The 18,963-nt window shown below is 52.6% G+C and carries 16 protein-coding genes and 1 other annotated feature; of the genes, 2 read left to right on the top strand and 14 right to left on the bottom strand.

The genetic code is table 11. The annotated features are described in order from the left end of the window. Positions 1 to 121: 121 nt before the first annotated feature. The 7 genes from holA to DFP95_RS00830 form a co-directional block, all read right to left on the bottom strand. Positions 122 to 1,153 carry a DNA polymerase III subunit delta gene (gene holA / locus DFP95_RS00860; protein WP_115990679.1) on the bottom strand — a complete coding sequence of 344 codons (1,032 nt, stop codon included), beginning with the start codon at positions 1,151 to 1,153 and terminating at the stop codon, positions 122 to 124. A gap of 219 nt (positions 1,154 to 1,372) precedes the next feature. Beyond that, positions 1,373 to 2,293, bottom strand: coding sequence for an anti-sigma factor family protein (locus DFP95_RS00855; RefSeq protein WP_281273389.1), 921 nt, complete (start codon positions 2,291 to 2,293; stop codon positions 1,373 to 1,375). A gap of 14 nt (positions 2,294 to 2,307) precedes the next feature. Further along, positions 2,308 to 2,856, bottom strand: coding sequence for an RNA polymerase sigma factor (locus tag DFP95_RS00850; RefSeq protein WP_115990677.1), 549 nt, complete (start codon positions 2,854 to 2,856; stop codon positions 2,308 to 2,310). 193 nt (positions 2,857 to 3,049) lie between these two features. Continuing rightward, positions 3,050 to 5,632: a ComEC/Rec2 family competence protein gene (locus DFP95_RS00845; RefSeq protein WP_115990676.1), complete on the bottom strand. Its 2,583-nt coding sequence runs from the start codon at positions 5,630 to 5,632 to the stop codon at positions 3,050 to 3,052. A 132-nt stretch (positions 5,633 to 5,764) separates the two neighbouring features. Further along, the gene (locus DFP95_RS00840; RefSeq protein WP_425453214.1) at positions 5,765 to 6,292 is read right to left on the bottom strand and encodes a deoxycytidylate deaminase; all 528 of its coding nucleotides are present in this window, start codon (positions 6,290 to 6,292) and stop codon (positions 5,765 to 5,767) included. A 26-nt stretch (positions 6,293 to 6,318) separates the two neighbouring features. Then, a complete protein-coding gene (locus DFP95_RS00835; RefSeq protein ID WP_115990674.1) occupies positions 6,319 to 7,611 on the bottom strand; it encodes a homocysteine synthase in 1,293 nt (430 codons plus the stop codon). A gap of 94 nt (positions 7,612 to 7,705) precedes the next feature. After that, positions 7,706 to 8,254: a ComEA family DNA-binding protein gene (locus DFP95_RS00830; RefSeq protein ID WP_115990673.1), complete on the bottom strand. Its 549-nt coding sequence runs from the start codon at positions 8,252 to 8,254 to the stop codon at positions 7,706 to 7,708. Between the two features lie 111 nt (positions 8,255 to 8,365). Between DFP95_RS00830 and comER the strand changes: the two genes are divergently transcribed. Continuing rightward, entirely contained in the window at positions 8,366 to 9,199 is an 834-nt protein-coding gene (comER, locus tag DFP95_RS00825) for a late competence protein ComER (protein ID WP_115990672.1), read from the top strand. A 603-nt stretch (positions 9,200 to 9,802) separates the two neighbouring features. Here comER and leuS read toward each other — a convergent pair. Together leuS and DFP95_RS00815 are read right to left on the bottom strand one after the other, a co-directional pair. Then, positions 9,803 to 12,238, bottom strand: a complete 2,436-nt coding sequence (gene leuS, locus DFP95_RS00820) for a leucine--tRNA ligase (RefSeq protein ID WP_115990671.1) — start codon at positions 12,236 to 12,238, stop codon at positions 9,803 to 9,805. 72 nt (positions 12,239 to 12,310) lie between these two features. Then, positions 12,311 to 12,557 (bottom strand) — a binding site (T-box leader). Positions 12,558 to 12,616: 59 nt separating this feature from the next. Next, the gene (locus DFP95_RS00815; RefSeq protein ID WP_115990670.1) at positions 12,617 to 13,234 is read right to left on the bottom strand and encodes a TetR/AcrR family transcriptional regulator; all 618 of its coding nucleotides are present in this window, start codon (positions 13,232 to 13,234) and stop codon (positions 12,617 to 12,619) included. Positions 13,235 to 13,382: 148 nt separating this feature from the next. Between DFP95_RS00815 and DFP95_RS00810 the strand changes: the two genes are divergently transcribed. After that, a complete protein-coding gene (locus DFP95_RS00810; RefSeq protein WP_115990669.1) occupies positions 13,383 to 15,611 on the top strand; it encodes an MMPL family transporter in 2,229 nt (742 codons plus the stop codon). Positions 15,612 to 15,680: 69 nt separating this feature from the next. On the opposite strand, the gene DFP95_RS00805 is transcribed toward DFP95_RS00810, so the two are convergent. Genes DFP95_RS00805 through DFP95_RS00785 form a run of 5 tightly spaced genes read right to left on the bottom strand, consistent with a single transcriptional unit; the run spans position 15,681 to position 18,951 of the window. Then, a complete protein-coding gene (locus tag DFP95_RS00805) occupies positions 15,681 to 16,475 on the bottom strand; it encodes a class I SAM-dependent DNA methyltransferase (RefSeq protein WP_115990668.1) in 795 nt (264 codons plus the stop codon). Positions 16,476 to 16,512: 37 nt separating this feature from the next. After that, a complete protein-coding gene (locus DFP95_RS00800; RefSeq protein ID WP_115990667.1) occupies positions 16,513 to 17,442 on the bottom strand; it encodes a CvfB family protein in 930 nt (309 codons plus the stop codon). After that, positions 17,439 to 17,783 carry a ribosome silencing factor gene (gene rsfS / locus DFP95_RS00795; RefSeq protein ID WP_115990666.1) on the bottom strand — a complete coding sequence of 115 codons (345 nt, stop codon included), beginning with the start codon at positions 17,781 to 17,783 and terminating at the stop codon, positions 17,439 to 17,441. The genes DFP95_RS00800 and rsfS overlap by 4 nt, the downstream gene beginning before the upstream one ends. 27 nt (positions 17,784 to 17,810) lie before the next feature. Further along, positions 17,811 to 18,374 (bottom strand): bis(5'-nucleosyl)-tetraphosphatase (symmetrical) YqeK, encoded by a 564-nt coding sequence (gene yqeK, locus DFP95_RS00790; RefSeq protein ID WP_115990665.1) that lies wholly within the window; start codon positions 18,372 to 18,374, stop codon positions 17,811 to 17,813. Next, complete coding sequence (locus tag DFP95_RS00785; RefSeq protein WP_115990664.1) at positions 18,364 to 18,951, bottom strand: nicotinate-nucleotide adenylyltransferase; 588 nt, start codon at positions 18,949 to 18,951, stop codon at positions 18,364 to 18,366. The genes yqeK and DFP95_RS00785 overlap by 11 nt, the downstream gene beginning before the upstream one ends. Between the last annotated feature and the right edge of the window lie 12 nt (positions 18,952 to 18,963).

The raw sequence follows: 18,963 nt of genomic DNA, 5'->3' as shown, positions 1-18,963 counted from the left end.
GCATATGCGGCTGCCTTGTCTTAAAGATACTGCAGCCAAAGAAAAGCCATTCCTCAGCAGGTCACTGCTAATAGGATGGCTTTTTTTGTCGGGTTTCATTAATTTGATTGAAACCAATTGTTCAACTCGCGCCTTGGGAGCCGGTCCGCAATAGAAAAAGCTCAAGTCCGAGAGACTTCTCGACGCGGCCTGTTTTCATCGCGTAATCGAGATCGGCCAGCTCCGATAACATGGAGGCTAATCGATCCAGACTGAATTTGCGCGCTTGTTCCCCCGTGATCTTAACGGCATAAGGGTGTAAACCTAACTGGGAAGCCATCTGCTGAGGCGAATAGCCTTGGCTGCTTAATTCCTTGACGTAGAGCATGTTCCGGAATTGGCGAACGAGCAGCGCCATGAGTTTAATCGGCTCTTCCCGTTGCTTCAGCAAATCGTAATACAGCGTGATCGCCTCGGCGGTACGTAAAGCAGCCAGCTCCTCCGTCAGCTTAAATACGTTCTGCTCCGTGGCCATCGGCACGAGCGATCGAACGGACTCGAGCGTCACGGTGCCGCCCGATCCCGCGTGCAAGCACAGCTTGTCCGTCTCCGCGGCCAGAGAGTGCATATCGGTGCCGACGCGCCTAAGCAGTTCTTCCGCTGCCGGGTTGCCCATCGTGCGATTTTGGTTCGCTGCCCGTTTCAACAGCCATTGAAGCAGCTCCTCGGACTGCAACGGGCTGAAGGAAACGACGTATTCGTTTCCCTTGGCCGTCTTCACCAGCTTCTTGCGTTCATCCAGCTTCTCGTGAGGAACCATAAAGACGAGAACCGTCGTCTCCGACGGCTGTCCCATGTACTCGAGAAGTCTCTCGGGACGATGCTCTACCTTGGACGACTCCTTGCCCGCCGCGAACAGCACGCTGTCCCTGACCAGAATGATCTTGCTCGGAACGAGGAACGGCAGCGTCTCCGCCTCCTCGATGATGACATCCAGCGGAGTTTCCCCCGTATCGAAGCGAACGATAGCCATCTCCCTGTGCTCCGGCTGAACCAGACTCTCCAGCAACCGCTCGATGAATTCGTTCATGACGTACGATTCGGTTCCGAAGCAAACGTACATAGGGGATACATTACCTTGCTTGATTGTGCGAAAAGCCTGTTTGGCGTCCATTGCTCTCCCCCAAGTATATATGCTTTCTTGATTGTACAATAAAAAACAAAGAGATCACACCTTTTGCAAGGCGCGATCCCTTTGTTCTCGGACATCTATATCAACGTTCGAAGGCCGGCCCATGGTGCCGTGCGCGAACGACCGTGACGATGGTCCAAAAACGACCGTCAACTTCATCTGTACACTATACGCTCGAAGGAGCAAATGGTGACAATGGAATTAACGCAATGATTCCGTACTCGTAGCCGTATCGAATTGCCATTGGGTTTCCGTGCCGCCGGCATCCGTGAAAGTAAAATAGAGAATCGTGCTCGACTCGTTCCAGCTGAGCAAGCTGATCTTGCCGTCGCGAATTGCGGAAGTATACCATTCGCCTTTTTCGCCCGTTTTATACACTTGGAACGTACCGGCGTCGACTACCGCGATCGCTTTCCATTGCCCGTCGGCGGATTCCGCCCATGTTGCTGGAATGTCTACTAACGGAGCAAAACCTTCATTACTTCCCTCGACCGGAGTTTCCGGAGCCGGAGCGTTTAACGGAGGAGCAAGTCCTGCGCTGCCGCCCTCTCCCGAATTCTCGGCACCGGAGGCGTTAGAGCCGTTTTCTCCGTTGCCGGCATCGGATCCATTTTTAGACTCGGATTGATCCATTAGCCTAACGTCATTTGTCGTTATTTTAGCCGCCGGGTCTTGGCCTCTTTGAGCCTGAACCCCTGGTTGCGACATTTCGGGACCGGCCGCATCGTTCTGGCTGCCGCTTCCGCCGAGCGTCCATTGACCCGGGTTGCTGAACAACAACAGGCCAGCGACGACTCCGGCAGCGACGACTCCGGCTATTTTCCCGTACAAATGACGGGCCGGACGTCTTGATCTTACTATAGGCTTGGACTCGGAAACTTCCGAGTCGTTATGGGAACCGCCAGACGAATCAGATGCATGAAGCCGTTCCAATTCCGGCATGATCGCATCCACCAGGCTGAATCTAGGAACTACGCGCGGTAATTGTTCCAATTCGCTGGATAATTTCTGCAATCTTGCCAACATGGCGGCGCAGTCAGGACATTGACCAATATGATCCATCATGAGCGACGTTTCTTGTTGATCCAAATCGTCGTCAATGTAACGCTGCATGAGTTCCATCACCTCTTGGCAAATCATCCCCGGACACCACCTTTCTGATAATCATGAAGAAGAGTTTGCAGTTGTTGTCGGGCTCGAAACAAGTAAGATTTAACTGTATTGAGCGGCAAATTTAATGAATCGGCTATTTCGTTGTACGAGAAATCCTGCAAATAACGCAGCACGACGACTGTACGATGATGCTCCGGCAGCTTGCCGATCGCTTCGCGGATTTCCTCCGCGGCGTATGCGGAAAGAACCTCGGTTTCTACATTATCCCCGGCTTGAAACACCATATCATGTTCGTCAATGGATACCGCAGGTTTTTTACGGCGAAATTTGTCAATGCATATGTTCGTTACGATTCGTTGCACCCACGTGCGAAATTGAGCTTTCTCTTCATAGGAATCGATTTTAGTATAAATTCGGATAAGCGCGTCCTGCGACGCATCCAAAGCATCTTGCTCGTTATTCAACAAATAATAAGCAGTGCGATATACTTGACTCTCAATTTCGCGGAGTAGCGTAACGAGTGCTTCCCGGTCGCCCGCTTGTGCGGCTTTAATCAGAGCCGGCTCCACCACAGAAGATCCTCCTCCCCTGCACCTTCACAGACGTTATGGTCTAAATAAAGGTTGCAATCCCCCCAAGGGAATTTACGGTAATTTAAAATATCTAACTTTTAGTCTAGCAAAAATATTCGCAAAGGCATAATGTTTTATGCTGGATAATCCAAGCCGAATCCCATTATACACTGTCTGATAGGATAGAGGTGACTTATCTGAGTTTTCTTCTATCCATAGTACCGTCGCGGTGAATTCGATATTGGATTTCCCCGTTCGTATCCGTCCGCCAGATCAGGCTTTCCGATCGGGTCAAGCGATCAAGCACGCCTTGATTCGGGTGTCCGTAGAAATTGTTCGCGCCTACCGAAATCACCGTCTCCCTAGGCTTCCAATAAGTTACCCACTCGTCGATCGTCGAGGTTTTGCTGCCATGGTGACCTGCTTTGAGCACGTCGATTGCGCTCGCAGCCTCCCCCTTTGCTCGTTCCGTCGCGACGACCTCCCGCTCGCCGCTCTCTTCCAGATCTCCCGGAAGAAGGAAGGTTCGGCCATAAATAGTGACCTTTAGTACGATACTTAAGTTGTTTTGTTCGTCCCTGACCGTTACCTCGTTCTCGGAAGCTTTACTATTCGGCTGCTCATATCGCGGAAAAAGGATTTCGATTTTCGTGGAATCGTCCACCTGCCATTCCATCGGCGCATGGATCGCGTAGCTTGCGATCGACCTATCGGTTACCGCCTTGAATATACCGAGCGCGCTGGGAGAGTCTTTAATCGTCCCGTTAAAGAGAAGTCTTCGCACGGGGATATTGCCAAGCACCGCCTGAGCGCCGCCGATGTGGTCCGAATCCAAGTGAGTTAGCACAAGGGCATCCAACTCCCGAACTCCGCGCGTCAATAACAAAGGAACAAGCAGCTTTCTGCCCACTTCGTAAGGATCCCTCCTAATACGCCATTCGTCGCCGGGCTTGCGGAAATCGAGCGTCCCTCCCGCATCGATCAGAATATGTTTACCGCTTCCGGTTCGGATCAAGATGCTATCTCCTTGACCGACGTTAACGAATGATAAAGTTGCCTGGCGATTAAACCAAGCAGGCTGATACCCCCACGCGAGCCAACCAACAAGTAAAACAAGAAAAGTTACGCGAAAAGCAAATGAAAGCCGAGTGGAATAGCCGTATACCGCAGCGCTTGGGTTAACCGGCAACGGTGCCGTGACATCCCCGGCCGAGCCTTCCATAGCCTGTTGCCTCCACCATTCATGCTCATCCTTGCGGACAAGTCTTCTTTTTAAACCGACGATCCCGATTCCCATGAGTACATAAGCTGCCGCTACCCATAGCAACGAAGGCTGCGGCCACACCGTTCTCAGATCGATGAAGCCGTTAAGCCAATCTACCAACCCGAACGTCAGTCGGTTTCCTAACGTCGCCAGCTTGGCGGGAATGAGTCCGAGCGGAAGCCACCCTGCGCCGAAAGCGATTGAAGCCATTCCGAGCGGCATCACAATGAAGCTGATAAAAGGTACGAGCAGGAAATTAGCGGGTAACGACAAGAGGTGGACGGCGTGAAAATAATAGATCGTCACGGGAAACGAAACCGCCTGCGCCGTCAGTGCTACAGCAACCGGTCCTCTGAGCCATTTCCATGGGATCGGCAGCGAAGCGGTAACCGTAGGAACGAATAGAATCAGGCCCGCCGTCACGAGAAAAGAAAGCTGGAAGCTAACGTCTTCGATGAGCAAGGGATTCCATATCAGCATCAGCATGGCGGCGGCAAGCAGCAGATGCAGTCCGTCCTTCAAAGCGTGACGTCGCGCAAGCCACAGCGCGATCATGGCCATTAAGCATGCCCGGACGGCCGAAGGAGAAGCGCCGGTAACCATCATATACACGGGCATCATCGCGATCGTTAGATCGATCGTTCGTTCCCTGGTTAATCTCATCCAAGCGCCGATCTGAAGTAATAAATAGACGATTACCCCTACGTGCAATCCCGAGATCGCAAGCACATGAGTCAATCCGAGCCGCGCGAAATTATCGTATTGTCCGGGATCGAGGTCGGACCGGATGCCGACCACCAACCCTTTCATATAACCTGCATCTCCATCCGAATACAATCGATCCATTAGCTCGCCGATTCGTTCGCGCAATAGATCGAAAAAGCGAAGCGGTTTGAAGTATAAAGGTATGGGTACATTCGTCGGAGTGATAGCATCTATGCCTTTGGCGCTTACCTGCCAAAATACGCCGAGTCTATTCAAATACTCGCGATAGTCGAATGAACCGAAGTTCCCGGCATCTCCGGGAAGCTCTATAACGCCTTTAACAAGCAGGCTATCTCCCCGTCTCCAATCCGACGCAATCGCTTGGTCCTGTTGACGGCTTAACTTAAGCCTTACGATTACCGCATCCCTGATCGCTTGTTCGGAGGAAGCACCCGCGAGCTTTACCGAATGCGCAGTCAGCATGAAAGTAACTACGTCTCCGTCCACATCGACGACCGAAGCCACGTTGCCCGTCAATTCGACCTCGCTCTCCATCGTGACGTCGGAAACTTCGATATCCGAGAGATTTCGTTGCTCGGCCCCTATTCTCTCGCCGAACGATAACAATAAAGCTAAGATGCATAGGATTGTTAATCGCAGCGTTAATCTCCCAAGTAAATGACATCCGAATAGGAGGAGCAGGATCGCGCTCAACGAAATATAAGCGGCCGTCCCTTTGCTAATCGAGAGGATAGAAGTCCCCGCGATCCAGAAGCAAGCGATCGCGACTAGCGGCCTCCCGTTCATTATTCCGCCCCCTTCTCGCCGACTAAGTATTAACGGCCTCGCCTTCCTTTGGGTCGGCAAAAAAACACCCCTCCATCGAACCGATTGGCTCGATGAAGAGGTGCTTCCTCTTCCATGACTTTGAAGATGACCTTAAGACCCGTCCTGTACCTCGGTATCCGCGGGGGGAACGTAATTCCCGATTTGCCTGAACAGCAACCCTCGCTGTTCCATTAAGGAAGCGACTTTAGCATGATCCTTAGGATATGGCCTGTGGTAGACGATTTCCGCGATTCCGCTATTCGCCAACATGTTCGCGCAGGTCCAGCAAGGCTGATCCGTTACGTACACGACCGAGCCCTCCCGGTCCACGCGATCCGTGAACAATAACAGATTCTGCTCCGCATGGATCGTCCGGATGCACCGCTGCTTCTTGACCATCTCCGCCGACGACGAACCGGCCGACGCGGGCTCGAATTCTTCGACGATCATGCAACCGGCCTCCGAGCAATCCTGCACGCCCATCGGCGCTCCGTTATATGCCGTTCCAAGCAGCTTCTTCCCTTGGACCAGAACCGTGCCTACATGGCGGCGCGGACAACGCGAACGGGTCGAAACCATGAACGCGATGTCCATAAAATACGTATCCCAGTCCTTGCGCAGGGCTGTCATATCACTCATTACCTCCGACTAGCTTGTTAAGCCTCTTACTTCTGACTTGCCGCCAAAGCTTGATCCAGATCGTTTAGGATGTCCTTGATGCCTTCGGTTCCGACCGACAGACGAATCATGCCGGGTTGGACGCCCGCGGCTTCCTGTTCGGACTCGCTAAGCTGCTGATGCGTCGTGCTCGCGGGGTGGATAATGAGCGACTTCGAATCGCCGACATTCGCCAAATGCGAGAATAATCCGACCGAATTGATGACTTTTTTCCCGGCTTCTATTCCGCCTTTAATGCCGAAGGTCAGAATCGCTCCTTGGCCGTTAGGTAAATAACGTTGACCTAACTCGTATGATGGATGGCTTTCCAAGCCTGCGTAGTTAACCCATTCGACCGCAGGGTGGGATTCGAGAAACTTAGCAACCGCCAGCGTGTTGCTGCTATGGCGCTCCATGCGAAGATGCAAAGTCTCCAGGCCTTGCAGGAACATGAAGGAATTGAACGGGGCAAGGGCAGCTCCCATATCGCGAAGCAACTGGACGCGCATTTTGATAATATAAGCAACCGGGCCAACGGCATCCGCGTACACAACGCCATGGTAGCTCGGATCAGGCTCGGTAAGGCCCGGGAACTTGCCGCTTGCTTTCCAATCGAACTTGCCTCCGTCTACGACGATGCCTCCGATGGAAGTTCCATGCCCGCCGATGAATTTCGTCGCGGAATGCAGCACGATGTCCGCGCCATGCTCAAGCGGGCGGCAAAGGAACGGCGTAGCGAACGTGCTGTCGATAATGAGAGGAATTCCGTTATCGTGGGCGATGGCGGCTACCGCGGATATATCGAGGATGTCCCCTCTAGGATTGCCGATCGTTTCGGCGAATATCGCTTTCGTTTTCGGCGTAATCGCTCCCCGAAAATTCTCGGGATCGGACGGATCCACGAACTTCACCGTTATTCCAAGCTTAGGTAACGTAGTGGAGAACAGGTTATACGTTCCGCCGTACAAACTAGCAGCGGAGACGATCTCGTCTCCCGCTCCCGCGATGTTCAGGATGGAGTATGTAATCGCCGCCTGACCCGAACCGACCGCCAATGCCGCGGCTCCGCCTTCCAAAGCCGCTACTCGTTGCTCGAAAACATCCGAAGTCGGGTTCATGATACGAGTGTAAATATTGCCGAATTCCTTCAATGCGAACAAGTTGGCCGCATGCTCCGTGTCGCGGAATCCATAAGAAGTCGTCTGGTAAATCGGTACCGCGCGGGACATCGTTGTGGGGTCTATTTGTTGCCCGCCGTGGACGGCTAGCGTTTCCAGTGAATACGATGATTGTTTGCTCATTCGATTAAACCTCCCAAAGGAAATAGATGAATGCATACTTTGCTATTTTCTCATATTCGGAACGAATGTAAAAGGCGGAATTGGATTTTATTTCCTACGAGATTCGGATAAGGGGAATGATCTTCTCCAATATTTTCGGTCCGATCCCCTTTACTTCTAGCAATTGGTCCGCGCTGCTAAACCCTTGCACCCGATCACGGTAGTTCAATATCGCTCTGGCTTTGGCGGAGCCGATTCCGGGCAGCGTTTCAAGCTCGGCTTGCGTCGCCTCGTTCAGGTCCATCAAGCCCTCCTCGTTCGAGATAGATTCATTCGAATTAGATATTGAAGGTTCGTTATTCGTCTCGCCGGTCTCGGGCGGTATAGGGGACAAATCGGTGCCGGCTCCGTTACTTGAACTGGAGTCGGGTTCGGGTTCGGGAGTAAGAAAAGTAGGACGAGCTAACGGCACGGCGGATTCTTCGCCATTCTCGGTGATTTTATCGAGCGCTTCGGTCAACGGTCCGTTAACGGGCGTCCAGCCAGCAATTGGAGAAGCGATCGATCCGCGATACAGTCCGTAAGCAAGCAATGAGCCCCCGGCTATCATCAACGCGCAAACGACTATTTTACGCGAATCCCATGAAAGGAATTTTCGAAACATAATTCAAACCTCCATTCCTCGATTGTCTTGCATGAAAATGAAAACCGTCATGATAACCAAGCATTGGTTCATATATTGGGATGTAAAGAATTCGCCTTGGGAGGGGACAGGATGAGAATCGGCTTCATTGGTGCGGGAAGTATGGGAAGCTTATTAGTTGGAGCGTTCGTACGCGCCGGTGCCATGCAGCCGGACCAGCTCACGATAAGCTCTCGAACGGCATCCAAGCTTGATCAACTGGCCAATCAATATCCCGGCTTGCATGTTGCGGCTTCGAACAAGGAAGCGGCGATTGGGGCCGATTATTTGTTCTTATGCGTTAAACCTATGGATTTTCGCAGGGTACTCGATGAAATCGCTCCCGTGATGACACCCGACCAGATCGTCATCTCGATTACGAGTCCGGTCAAAATATCGTCGCTGGAAGAGCTTCTCCCCTGCAAAGTCGCCAAAATCATCCCCAGCGTCGTAAACGCCGTCGGTAGCGGAGCTTCATTGTTCATGTGGGGCACGCGTCTGACCGAGGATGACCGGAATGCATTATGGAACCTATTTTCCGCCATCAGCCGGCCGATTGCCATTCTCGAAGAGGAAGTACGAGTCGCGTCCGACCTGTCGAGCTGCGGCCCCGCTTTCCTCGCGTTTCTGCTGGAGCAATTCATCGATGCCTCGGTGAAATCTACCGGAATGGACCGCGAAACAGCAACCGCCCTGGCCTGCGAAATGATGCTCGGAACGGCTCGGCTCATGCTGGAGCTTCCTTGCTCCCCGAACGAATTGCAAGCGAAGGTTTCCGTCCCCGGCGGAATCACCGCGGCGGCGCTAGACGTTCTCCGCAAAACGACCCGCGGAGCCTTCCTCCAAGTTCTCTACACGACCCACGAGAAATTCGCCGACGATCTCGACCGAGTCGATTCCTCGCTTTTTCCTAGGGAACGCACTTAGGCGCGGATTCGCCCGACTGAAGCCCCCACTTTCTTTGCTTGTTCCGGCTTAGGCGGTGAAAACCGCCTTTTTTTGTTGGATTTCATTTGCTCCACCCCCACCAAAGTAGCTATCCAGCCAAGCAGCTCGTTTAATATAACTACATATTTATGTGCTTATCGAATTCGATAGAAAACCGGAATCGCGTCCGTCTCTTCGAGATTAAAACGTGCTCTGCGGATGATTTGATCCTATCAAAGCTATAAAAGGTGAAATCAAGGTAATAAGAATGGTAATCATCGTTATTGGAGCTTTTGAGCAGATTTGCAATCAAAGTAGGATGAAAAACATCACTATAGATCGTATTTTAGGAAAGGAATTGAACAAACGGAGACCAATAGGGATAAAAAACATTCTTATCCAGCTTAATTCTTGAGCGTGCTTCAAAAATACAATGAAATACATCGTATCGGAACCGGATAACTCTTTCACCCAGCCGACTTCCTTCAAAATTTTATACTTTCTGAAAGTTAAATATAAAACGCCGCTCGCTCCGGCAAAGGAGCAAACGGCGTGTGCTTCACGCTACATACTTGATACTGATTCATTAGTTTCATTCGGCACTTAGTTAGCGACGATATTAACGAGCTTGCCCTTGACGGCGATGACCTTGCGGATCGTTTTGCCTGCGAGCAATTCCTTCACCTTCTCCGATTCAAGGGCCAGTGCTTGCATGCCCTCTTCGTCGAGATCGGCCGCAATGTTCAACCGATCGGCGATCTTGCCGCTGACTTGAACGACGATCTCGACTTCGGCATCCACCGTAAGCGACACATCGTATTGCGGCCATGCGACATAACTGACGGAGCCCGTATTACCGAGCAGCTCCCACAGCTCTTCCGCGATATGCGGCGCGATCGGAGACAGCATCTGCACGAAATGCGTCATCGCTTCCTTAGGCAACGATTCCGTTTTGTAGGCTTCGTTGACGAAAATCATCATTTGGCTGATCGCCGTATTGAAGCGCAGCGCCTCGTAATCCTCGCCGACCTTCTTCAAGCTCTTATGCCAAGTCCGGCGGAATGATTCGTCCCCTGAAACATCCTGGATCTTGCCGTTCAGATTGCCGCTCTCGTCAACGAACAATCTCCAGACGCGGGACAGGAACCGGTAGACGCCTTCCACTCCGTTCGTGTTCCAAGGCTTCGTCGCTTCCAACGGACCCATAAACATTTCGTACACGCGCAACGTATCCGCGCCGAATTCTCCGACGATATCGTCCGGGTTGATAACGTTCCCGCGGGATTTGGACATTTTCTCGTTGTTGTTGCCCAAGATCATACCTTGGTTAACTAGCTTGTAGAACGGCTCCTTCGTATTCACTACGCCGATATCGTATAGCACCTTGTGCCAGAAACGGGCGTACAGCAAATGCAGAACAGCATGCTCGGCGCCGCCGATGTACAAATCGACCGGAAGCCACTCGCGCTGCTTCTCCGGCGAACAGATTTCTTCGGAGTTATGCGGATCGATGAAGCGCAGGTAATACCAGCAGCTACCCGCCCATTGCGGCATCGTATTCGTCTCGCGGCGAGCCTTCTTGCCGTTGCGCGAATCGATTACGTTCACCCAGTCCGTAACGTTCGCCAGCGGCGATTCACCTGTGCCCGAAGGCTGAATGGCATCGACTTCCGGAAGCAGAAGCGGAAGCTCTTCCTCCGGAATCGTATCCATCGTCCCGTCTTCGTAGTGCAATACCGGAATCGGCTCGCCCCAATAGCGTTGACGGCTGAATAACCAGTCGCGCAAGCGGTAGGTCACTTTGCCTTTCCCTTTACCGTCATTCTCCAACCGGGCGATCATGGCCGCGATCGCTTCTGCCGTCGCCAAACCATTAAGGAATTCGGAATTCACCAGCTTACCGTCGCCCGTGTAAGCCGCCGCGTCTACATCTCCGCCGGCGACGACTTCGATGATCGGCAGACCGAACTTCTTGGCGAACTCCCAATCCCGCTCGTCATGTCCCGGTACGGCCATAATGGCTCCGGTACCGTAACCGCCGAGCACGTAGTCCGCGATCCAGATCGGTACCTTTGCTCCGTTAACCGGATTAACGGCATATGCACCCGTAAACACCCCGCTCTTGTCCTTCGCCAAGTCCGTACGCTCCAGATCGCTCTTCCGCGCGGCCTGATCGACATAAGCCTCGACGGCTGCCTTCTGTTCGGGCGAAGCGATCACTCCGACAAGTTCATGCTCCGGAGCCAGGACGCAATAGGTAGCGCCGAACAACGTATCCGGCCGCGTCGTGAACACGGTCAACGCGGCTTCATGGCCGTCGATGGCAAACTCGACTTCCGCGCCGGTCGACTTGCCGATCCAGTTGCGCTGCATATCCTTGATGCTCTCGGACCAATCCAACTCCTCGAGATCCTCAAGCAATCTCTCTGCGTATTCGGTAATCTTCAGCATCCATTGTCTCATCGGTTTGCGAATGACCGGATGTCCGCCGCGCTCGCTCAGCCCGTCGATGACTTCTTCGTTCGCGAGCACCGTACCGAGAGCCGGACACCAGTTAACCGGAACTTCCGCTACGTAAGCCAGACCTTTCTTATACAATTGGATGAATATCCATTGCGTCCATTTGTAATAATCCGGATCCGTAGTGCTGAACTCGCGTTCCCAGTCGTAAGAAAAACCGAGGGATTTGATCTGACGGCGGAAATTATTGATATTCTCCACCGTGATTTCGCGCGGATGGCGCCCTGTCTGCAACGCGTATTGCTCCGCAGGCAACCCGAAAGCGTCCCAGCCCATCGGATGAAGAACGTTATAGCCTTTCATCCGTTTGAAACGGCTCACGATATCGGTCGCCGTATATCCTTCCGGGTGACCTACGTGCAAGCCGGCGCCGGACGGGTAAGGAAACATATCGAGCGCGTAAAATTTAGGCTTGCCCGCTTCCTCGGTCGTGCGGAAAGTACTATTTTCGTCCCAGTAACGTTGCCATTTCGGCTCGATCTTCAATGGTTGGTAGCCTTGTCCTTGTTCTTGCGACATGTTCGTTAACTCCCTTATGTTCTCTTAAATTCGCGTCTGGTCAAACAAAAAACTCCCGCCCCTAGCGTTGTCGCTAGGGACGAGAGGATTAATTCCCGTGGTACCACCCTAGTTGACGGATATCCTGCTTGGATCGCCGCCCACTTGTGCCCTCGTAACGAGAGGTGACGCCTTGCTTAACGGAAAGCATCCGCAAATGGATGAACCGATTAGCTCGGAGGCTCCAAGGCGAGTTCGTCGTCTGCGTTAACCGGCTTGCACCATCCGCCGGCTCTCTGGGTAACGTCTAACGAGTACTGCTCCTTATCACAGCCAAAGTATGCCATGATTATAGCCAATTCACTCGAACGATGTCAAGCGATACGATACTGCTCTAACTTAATCGGGCGATATTCCCTTCCAGAACAAAGCTACGATCGCGTCTGACAGCTCCCGTCCGGAATAATGGACTTCGCCGACCTGCTCCCTGGTCCCGATCATCAAGAGCGCCGTAAAGGCATGGGACAGCAGAAGAGAATTGGCACGGGCGATCTCTCCCGCATCCATCGCTTCCTGGAACGTCTTGGCAATGACCTCGTGTATCGAATGCTCGGCCTTGCGAATGTCGTCCAGTTGCTCCGCCGAGAGGAAGGGAATCGCTTCCCTTAACAGGCTCTCGAACTCCAAATGGGGGCGGGACATTTTCGTGAACGCTAGCTGCTCGAGCTTATCCCGTATACCCGAATTCGCTTCCAGTATCTTCCGGGTGGAGCTCGAAATCCGCCGCATCATCGCGGAAACGGACTTCGCGAAAAGAACGGCTTTGTTCGTAAAGTAATAATAGACCGAGGCCTTGGTCACTCCGGCTCGCTCCGCGATCGCGTTGATCGTCACCGGTTCGTACCCGAACTCCATGAACATCGCGGAAGCGGCCATGAGTACTTTATCTCGCATCGATGCTTCTCCGGATTCGGCTTTCGGTCTTCCTGGAGAACGCTTGGAATGAGGTTCTGTCATATGAAAAGGGCTGCCCTCCCGATGATCGAATTCAATAGTTGTATAATTAACCTTCCGGTATATATAATTAGGTTGATCTTAATATTTCGATTATATCCCAAATGATTAGCGCAAACATCGTCAAAATCGTAAGGAGGACTCTTATACCATGAACCAAAGTAAAGGATTAGGCAAATGGGTTGCAGGCAAAAAGAGTAAATGGATCACGTTGTTCGTCTGGATTGCGGCAGCGGGGCTATTAACCAGTCTGCTTCCCTCCGTCACCGATGAGGAAATCAACAACGCGCCTAACTTAAGCTACACCAAACCTTCTGTTCAGGCGGAGCAGATCGCGAAGCGGGAGTTTCCCGCGGGCGCCGACATTCCGGCTCTTCTCGTATGGCATAGAGAAGGCGGTCTACAGGATGCCGATCTGCAAAAAATTCAACAACTCGCCGAGAAGCTCACCGCAGTACCGGTATCCCACCAAACCTCCGTTCCTCCTTATCATCGGATGCCGATCGAAGCTCTCAAAGAAGGTTTATCCGAGGATGGAAGCACGCTCGTTACCCCGGTCTTGTTCGACAAACAAGCGGAAGTGGATGGATTAAAAGAAGGCGTCGACCAAATAAAGAAGTATACGGTGAATACGTTCGGCGAGGATCCTTACTCGGTTGCCAAAGGTTCCGTCGACCGGTTAAGCGCCCGTGTCACCGGACCCGTCGGCATTCAAATCGACGCGACCGGCCTGTTCTCCAACGCCGATATTTCGTTATTGATCGGTACGGTACTTCTGGTACTCGTCTTATTGCTCTTAATCTATCGTTCGCCGATTCTCGCATTTCTTCCGCTCATTGCCGTAGGTTTCGCATACGGCGTCATTAACCCCGTGTTAGGTTGGATGGCGCATGAACGCTGGATCGTCGTCGACTCGCAGGCGATCTCGATCATGACGGTTCTCTTATTCGGTGCCGGAACGGATTATTGTCTGTTCCTCATCTCTCGCTTTCGCCAACTTCTTAAAGTAGAGAGTGACAAAGGCAAGGCATTGCTCGCGGCCATTACGGGCTCATCGGGGGCGATTGCCATGAGCGGACTTACGGTCGTTCTGTCGTTGCTCGCGCTATTGGTGGCGGAGTACGGCTCCTACCATCGATTCGCTGCGCCATTCAGCATAGCTATTTTAATTATGGGCATTGCCAGCCTTACTCTCGTTCCGGCGATGCTCGCCATTATCGGCAGAGGCGCTTTCTTTCCTTTCGTGCCAAGAACGCCGGAAATGCAGCAGGAACGGGCAGTCCGCAAAGGCAAACCCGTTCCTATCGTCGAGCCCAAGGAACCACGGAACTGGGTCGGCAACGCCGTAATCAGAAAACCGGGGTTGATCGTGATTATCTGTATCGTAATCCTCGGCGGATTCGCTGCTTTCGCAACGCAAATTAAGACAACCTACGATATCTTGTCTTCTTTTCCGAAGGATATGGAGTCGCGCGAGGGCTTCTCCATGATCGGAGAGAAATTTTCTCCCGGTGAACTTGCTCCGGCCAAGGTTATCGTCGACACGCAAGGAAAACAGATTGATCTGGACCGAACGCTTGCCGCACTTCCCTATATCAATAATGTATCCCAGCCGCATATCGGTCAGCAGAACGAGCAAATCATTGCATACGACGTTGAATTCAATCTGAATCCGTATTCGCTGGAAGCCATGGACAAAGTTCCCGAATTACAAACCGCGATGGAGGCCGCTCTAACGGATGCCGGCGTCTCCGACCCGGAAGAACGAGTATGGATAAGCGGTCAAACCGCGGAGCAACACGATACGAGGGTGACTGGCGAAAGGGATACGAAGCTTATTATTCCGATCGTTATCGGCTTGATTACCTTGCTCCTGCTCGCCTATCTTCGTTCCGTCGTTGCCACCGTCTATCTCGTTCTCACGGTTATTCTATCTTACTTCTCGGCACTTGGACTTGGCTGGCTCATCGTACATCATGTCATGGGGGCGGATGCGATTCAGGGTTCGATCCCGCTGTATTCATTCGTATTCCTCGTCGCATTGGGAGAAGACTATAATATCTTCATGATCTCGAGCATTTGGCAGAAAAGAAAATATATGCCGCTAAAGCAGGCCATTAAAGAAGGCGTAGGAGAGACCGGTTCCGTTATAACTTCCGCCGGACTCATTCTTGCAGGAACCTTCGCCGTGCTGGCTACCCTTCCGATACAAGTGCTCGTGCAGTTCGGCATGATAACGGCAATCGGCGTCTTGCTCGATACTTTCGTCGTCCGGCCGTTCTTGGTTCCCGCCATTACGTTATTACTGGGGCGTCTTTCCTTCTGGCCCGGCAAATACGAGACGGTGCAAAAACAAGTCCAAACTTCCGCCGGAAAATAAACGAAACGGGGCTGCTCCGACGTCGACTTCGACTTCGAGGGCAGCCCCGCTTGGTAATCCGCTTCGTCGTTACTCCGGTTTGCGAGCGACGTAGAACAGCCTTTCCGATTCCTCGTCGGGCTCTTCCCACTTGAAATCGGCAACGCGATGAAGAATTTCGAATCCCGTTTCCGCCAGTTGATCCGCGATCCAATCGGGATCGTAAGCCCTCTGTACGTGGGACTCCTCGAATCGGCTATATAAAACGCCGCTTCCGCTCTTGGAGGCGGACTCTTCCTGAATGAAAAAAGTCAACGAGTGCTCGATTTCCAGCCGCGACGGATCGTAATCGCATGTCCATAAATACGCGACGTCCTTCTCGTCGTAAACGAAAGGCTGTTCCTCCGCGTATCTTTCCAATTGCTTAGGCGAATGGACGTCGAATAGGAATAATCCACCTGGGGTTAAACCTTCATAGGTTCGCCGAATCGTAGCCGTAACGTCTTCGGGCTCGGTTAAGTAATTCAGGCAATCGCAGAAGCTGATTACCGCATCCACGGGCTGAGGCAAATCCCAATCTCGCATGTCTTGCTGCAGCCACCGGATCGTTCCCGGTTCATCCCTGTAACCGCTTCGGATCGTCGGTTCATCCCATTTGCTTCTGGCAACCGAAAGCATCTCGGAGGAGAGATCGATTCCGAAGACGGTGAACCCCGAGCGGGCAAGCGGGATCGTCATATTGCCCGTTCCGCAGCCGAGATCGACGACCGTTGCCGGTATGCCGTACTTTTCCCAGCACCGGCGGGCGAAGCTCATCCATTCGGAATAAGGCATCTCTTCCATCAAACGATCATAGACGGCAGCAAACTGCCGATAAGTGCGCATGATTGTCTCCCCAGTCTTCCAGTCTCTATCGGATATATCAATTATCCGATTCAGGTTTACTCTCGGGCTCTCCGTCGACCTCGTTCAGATGAGTCCAATTCCCCTTCTGCGTAACGAGTCCTTCCTTCATCAGCTTGCCTAGCGCTCGTTTGAACGCGGACTTGCTTAGTTGGAAGCGGCGCTGGATATCCTCGGCGCTGGTCTGATCGGAGTAAGGCATCGCTCCGCCCGGCCGCTCTTTAATAAACGCGAGAATGCGATCCGCGTCCTCGACCCGACCGACTTCCTTCGTTGCCCGAATGCTTAGGGAAACGCGGCCATCTTCCCGGACTTGAGTGACGCGGGCGTTGAACTTCTGCCCGATCCTCAGCGGATGGTTCATGGTCGAGTCGTTTATGTAGCCAAGGGCGCCGAATCCTAGCACTCCGCCTTCCACGAGCGTAAATACGCCATCGCGATAAACGTCCGTAACCCAGCCTTCCCGCCATTCGTTAAGCCATGTGGTCGGAGCGCGGAATACATGCGGAGCGAAATCGTCGATCTTGGCCAGACGGGCAAGCATCCGTCCTTCTTTGTCGTGCTTCATGACGACGAATAGCTCGTCCCCTTTTTGCGGCCACACGTTCCTTCGTTCGATGGGAAAGGATTTCAACGGCAGCAGCAGCTGGCGTCCGATCCCCATTTCCAGGAAAAACCCGAAATGAGGATGGAAATCCGCGACCGTAAGCCTTGCCATTTCCCCTAGCACGATCAAAGGCTTGCGCAAGGTAGCGGTGATCCGCTCCTTATCGTCGTGGAAGAGGAACACTTCGATATCCGTATCGATTTCCGGTTTGTTACCTGCGGCTTCCCCGTAAGGAAGATGAACCTCCGGGCCGTCCTCCGGCCCAAAACCAAGGAACCATCCATAAGGGGACAGCTCCCTGCGAACCCACAATCTCTGCAAGGTTCCGGCCGTTAAATTCATACCGATTCAACTGCCTTCGCGTCGGACCACAAACGTTCCAAATGGTAATACTCTCTTTCGTCTCTGTGGAATACGTGAGCCACGACATCTCCCATGTCGACCAGCACCCAACGAGCCGTATCCATGCCTTCCAAGCGAACGCGTTTGCCGCTCAATTCCGCGCTTTTGCGAATTTCCGTAGCGATCGAGAGCACCTGGGTATCCGAGTTTCCGTGACAAATCACGAAATAGTCCGCGATCAATGAAATTCCTTGCAAATTCAAAGCCACGACGTCGTGCGCTTTCTTTTCTTCCGCCGCGTTAAGCACCGATTTCAATAACTGTTCCGAATTTACTGCCATGTCTCAGCCTCCGTTTTGTAATGTTAATTATTTGTATTGAATAATGAGATCGTTTCGTGCGAGGACGGTTAACGGAAAAATACGTTTTCCTCGCTCCATCAACACCTCTATGGTCGAATCGAAAGCCCTTACTAGCGCTTTCTCCATACTATGCTCTGCGAGCTCGCGAATCTTGCTAACTCCCGGATAATCTCGGCCCGGTTCTATATAATCCGCTAAACAAACGATTTTGTCCAGCTTCGTCATGTTTTCCCGTCCGGAAGTGTGGTAACGGATCGCGTCCAAAACCTCTACGTCCGTCACGCCATGCTCCGATTGAACCGCCCATGCGCCTACATGGGCGTGCCATAGCTCCTTGTCGTGAATCAGCAACTCGCCATGAAGTCCGTGTTCCCGAATAATCGCTTCCATCCGATCGATCGCCCACGCTTTGGAATAATCGTGAAGCAAGGCGCCCAGCTCCGCTTTAGCAGGGTCGCCGCCGTAGCGGTTGGCAAGCGCAATGGCCGTCTCGACGACGCCCAACGTATGCTTCCATCTCTTCTCAGGCATCTGGCTTCGGGTTGCTTCCCTTAATGCGTCAAGATTCATACAAATCATTCCTTTGAATAAAATCAAGGACCGAATCCGGTAGCATATAACGAATGGATCGCCCTTCTTTAAGCAGGTGCCTGATCTCCGAAGAGGAAATCCCCATGGGAGGCATCTTGGCTTTGATCAAGCGGCGTCTGATAAATACGGGCAGCAAGCCATCGTCGCCCGGTTGATCCGGCCGTTCCAATCCGATGAAGGAAAGACGTTCCGCGAGCTCTTCTATCCTGCGCCAATTGGGTAAGTCCATTAGCATATCCGATCCAAGGATCCAATAGAATTGAACTTCCGGAAATTGTTCTTGCAGGGCCGTCACGGTGTCGATCGTATAAGACGTTCCTTCTCGCCGAAGCTCAATGTCCTCTATCCGGAACGAGGAATTCCCCCCGATGGCCGCCTCCAGCATAAGACGCCGATTCTCGCCGTCCGCGCCCGGTTGAGGTTTATGCGGAGGGGTGGACGTTGGAATAAACCATACCTCGTTCAACTTCGCCGCCTCGCGGGCAGCTTGCGCCGCAATCAAATGTCCGTTGTGGACCGGGTCGAACGTACCTCCGAGCAATCCGATTCTGCGCATAAGCTCCAGTCC

This window comes from Cohnella lupini, from assembly GCF_003386205.1.
In the GTDB taxonomy this organism is placed as follows: domain Bacteria; phylum Bacillota; class Bacilli; order Paenibacillales; family Paenibacillaceae; genus Cohnella; species Cohnella lupini.
The sequence above is the reverse complement of the archived record's forward strand: the minus strand, read 5'-3'. Positions and strand labels throughout refer to the sequence as shown.

What these genes read in the sequence shown, in the direction of transcription:
- holA (WP_115990679.1), bottom strand. Translation starts at nt 1,153, where the DNA reads ATGGACGCCAAACAGGCTTTTCGCACAATCAAGCAAGGTAATGTATCC.
- DFP95_RS00855 (WP_281273389.1), bottom strand. Translation starts at nt 2,293, where the DNA reads ATGGAACTCATGCAGCGTTACATTGACGACGATTTGGATCAACAAGAA.
- DFP95_RS00845 (WP_115990676.1), bottom strand. Translation starts at nt 5,632, where the DNA reads ATGAACGGGAGGCCGCTAGTCGCGATCGCTTGCTTCTGGATCGCGGGG.
- DFP95_RS00840 (WP_425453214.1), bottom strand. Translation starts at nt 6,292, where the DNA reads ATGAGTGATATGACAGCCCTGCGCAAGGACTGGGATACGTATTTTATG.
- DFP95_RS00835 (WP_115990674.1), bottom strand. Translation starts at nt 7,611, where the DNA reads ATGAGCAAACAATCATCGTATTCACTGGAAACGCTAGCCGTCCACGGC.
- DFP95_RS00830 (WP_115990673.1), bottom strand. Translation starts at nt 8,254, where the DNA reads ATGTTTCGAAAATTCCTTTCATGGGATTCGCGTAAAATAGTCGTTTGC.
- comER (WP_115990672.1), top strand. Translation starts at nt 8,366, where the DNA reads ATGAGAATCGGCTTCATTGGTGCGGGAAGTATGGGAAGCTTATTAGTT.
- leuS (WP_115990671.1), bottom strand. Translation starts at nt 12,238, where the DNA reads ATGTCGCAAGAACAAGGACAAGGCTACCAACCATTGAAGATCGAGCCG.
- DFP95_RS00815 (WP_115990670.1), bottom strand. Translation starts at nt 13,234, where the DNA reads ATGACAGAACCTCATTCCAAGCGTTCTCCAGGAAGACCGAAAGCCGAA.
- DFP95_RS00810 (WP_115990669.1), top strand. Translation starts at nt 13,383, where the DNA reads ATGAACCAAAGTAAAGGATTAGGCAAATGGGTTGCAGGCAAAAAGAGT.
- DFP95_RS00805 (WP_115990668.1), bottom strand. Translation starts at nt 16,475, where the DNA reads ATGCGCACTTATCGGCAGTTTGCTGCCGTCTATGATCGTTTGATGGAA.
- DFP95_RS00800 (WP_115990667.1), bottom strand. Translation starts at nt 17,442, where the DNA reads ATGAATTTAACGGCCGGAACCTTGCAGAGATTGTGGGTTCGCAGGGAG.
- rsfS (WP_115990666.1), bottom strand. Translation starts at nt 17,783, where the DNA reads ATGGCAGTAAATTCGGAACAGTTATTGAAATCGGTGCTTAACGCGGCG.
- yqeK (WP_115990665.1), bottom strand. Translation starts at nt 18,374, where the DNA reads ATGAATCTTGACGCATTAAGGGAAGCAACCCGAAGCCAGATGCCTGAG.
- DFP95_RS00785 (WP_115990664.1), bottom strand. Translation starts at nt 18,951, where the DNA reads ATGCGCAGAATCGGATTGCTCGGAGGTACGTTCGACCCGGTCCACAAC.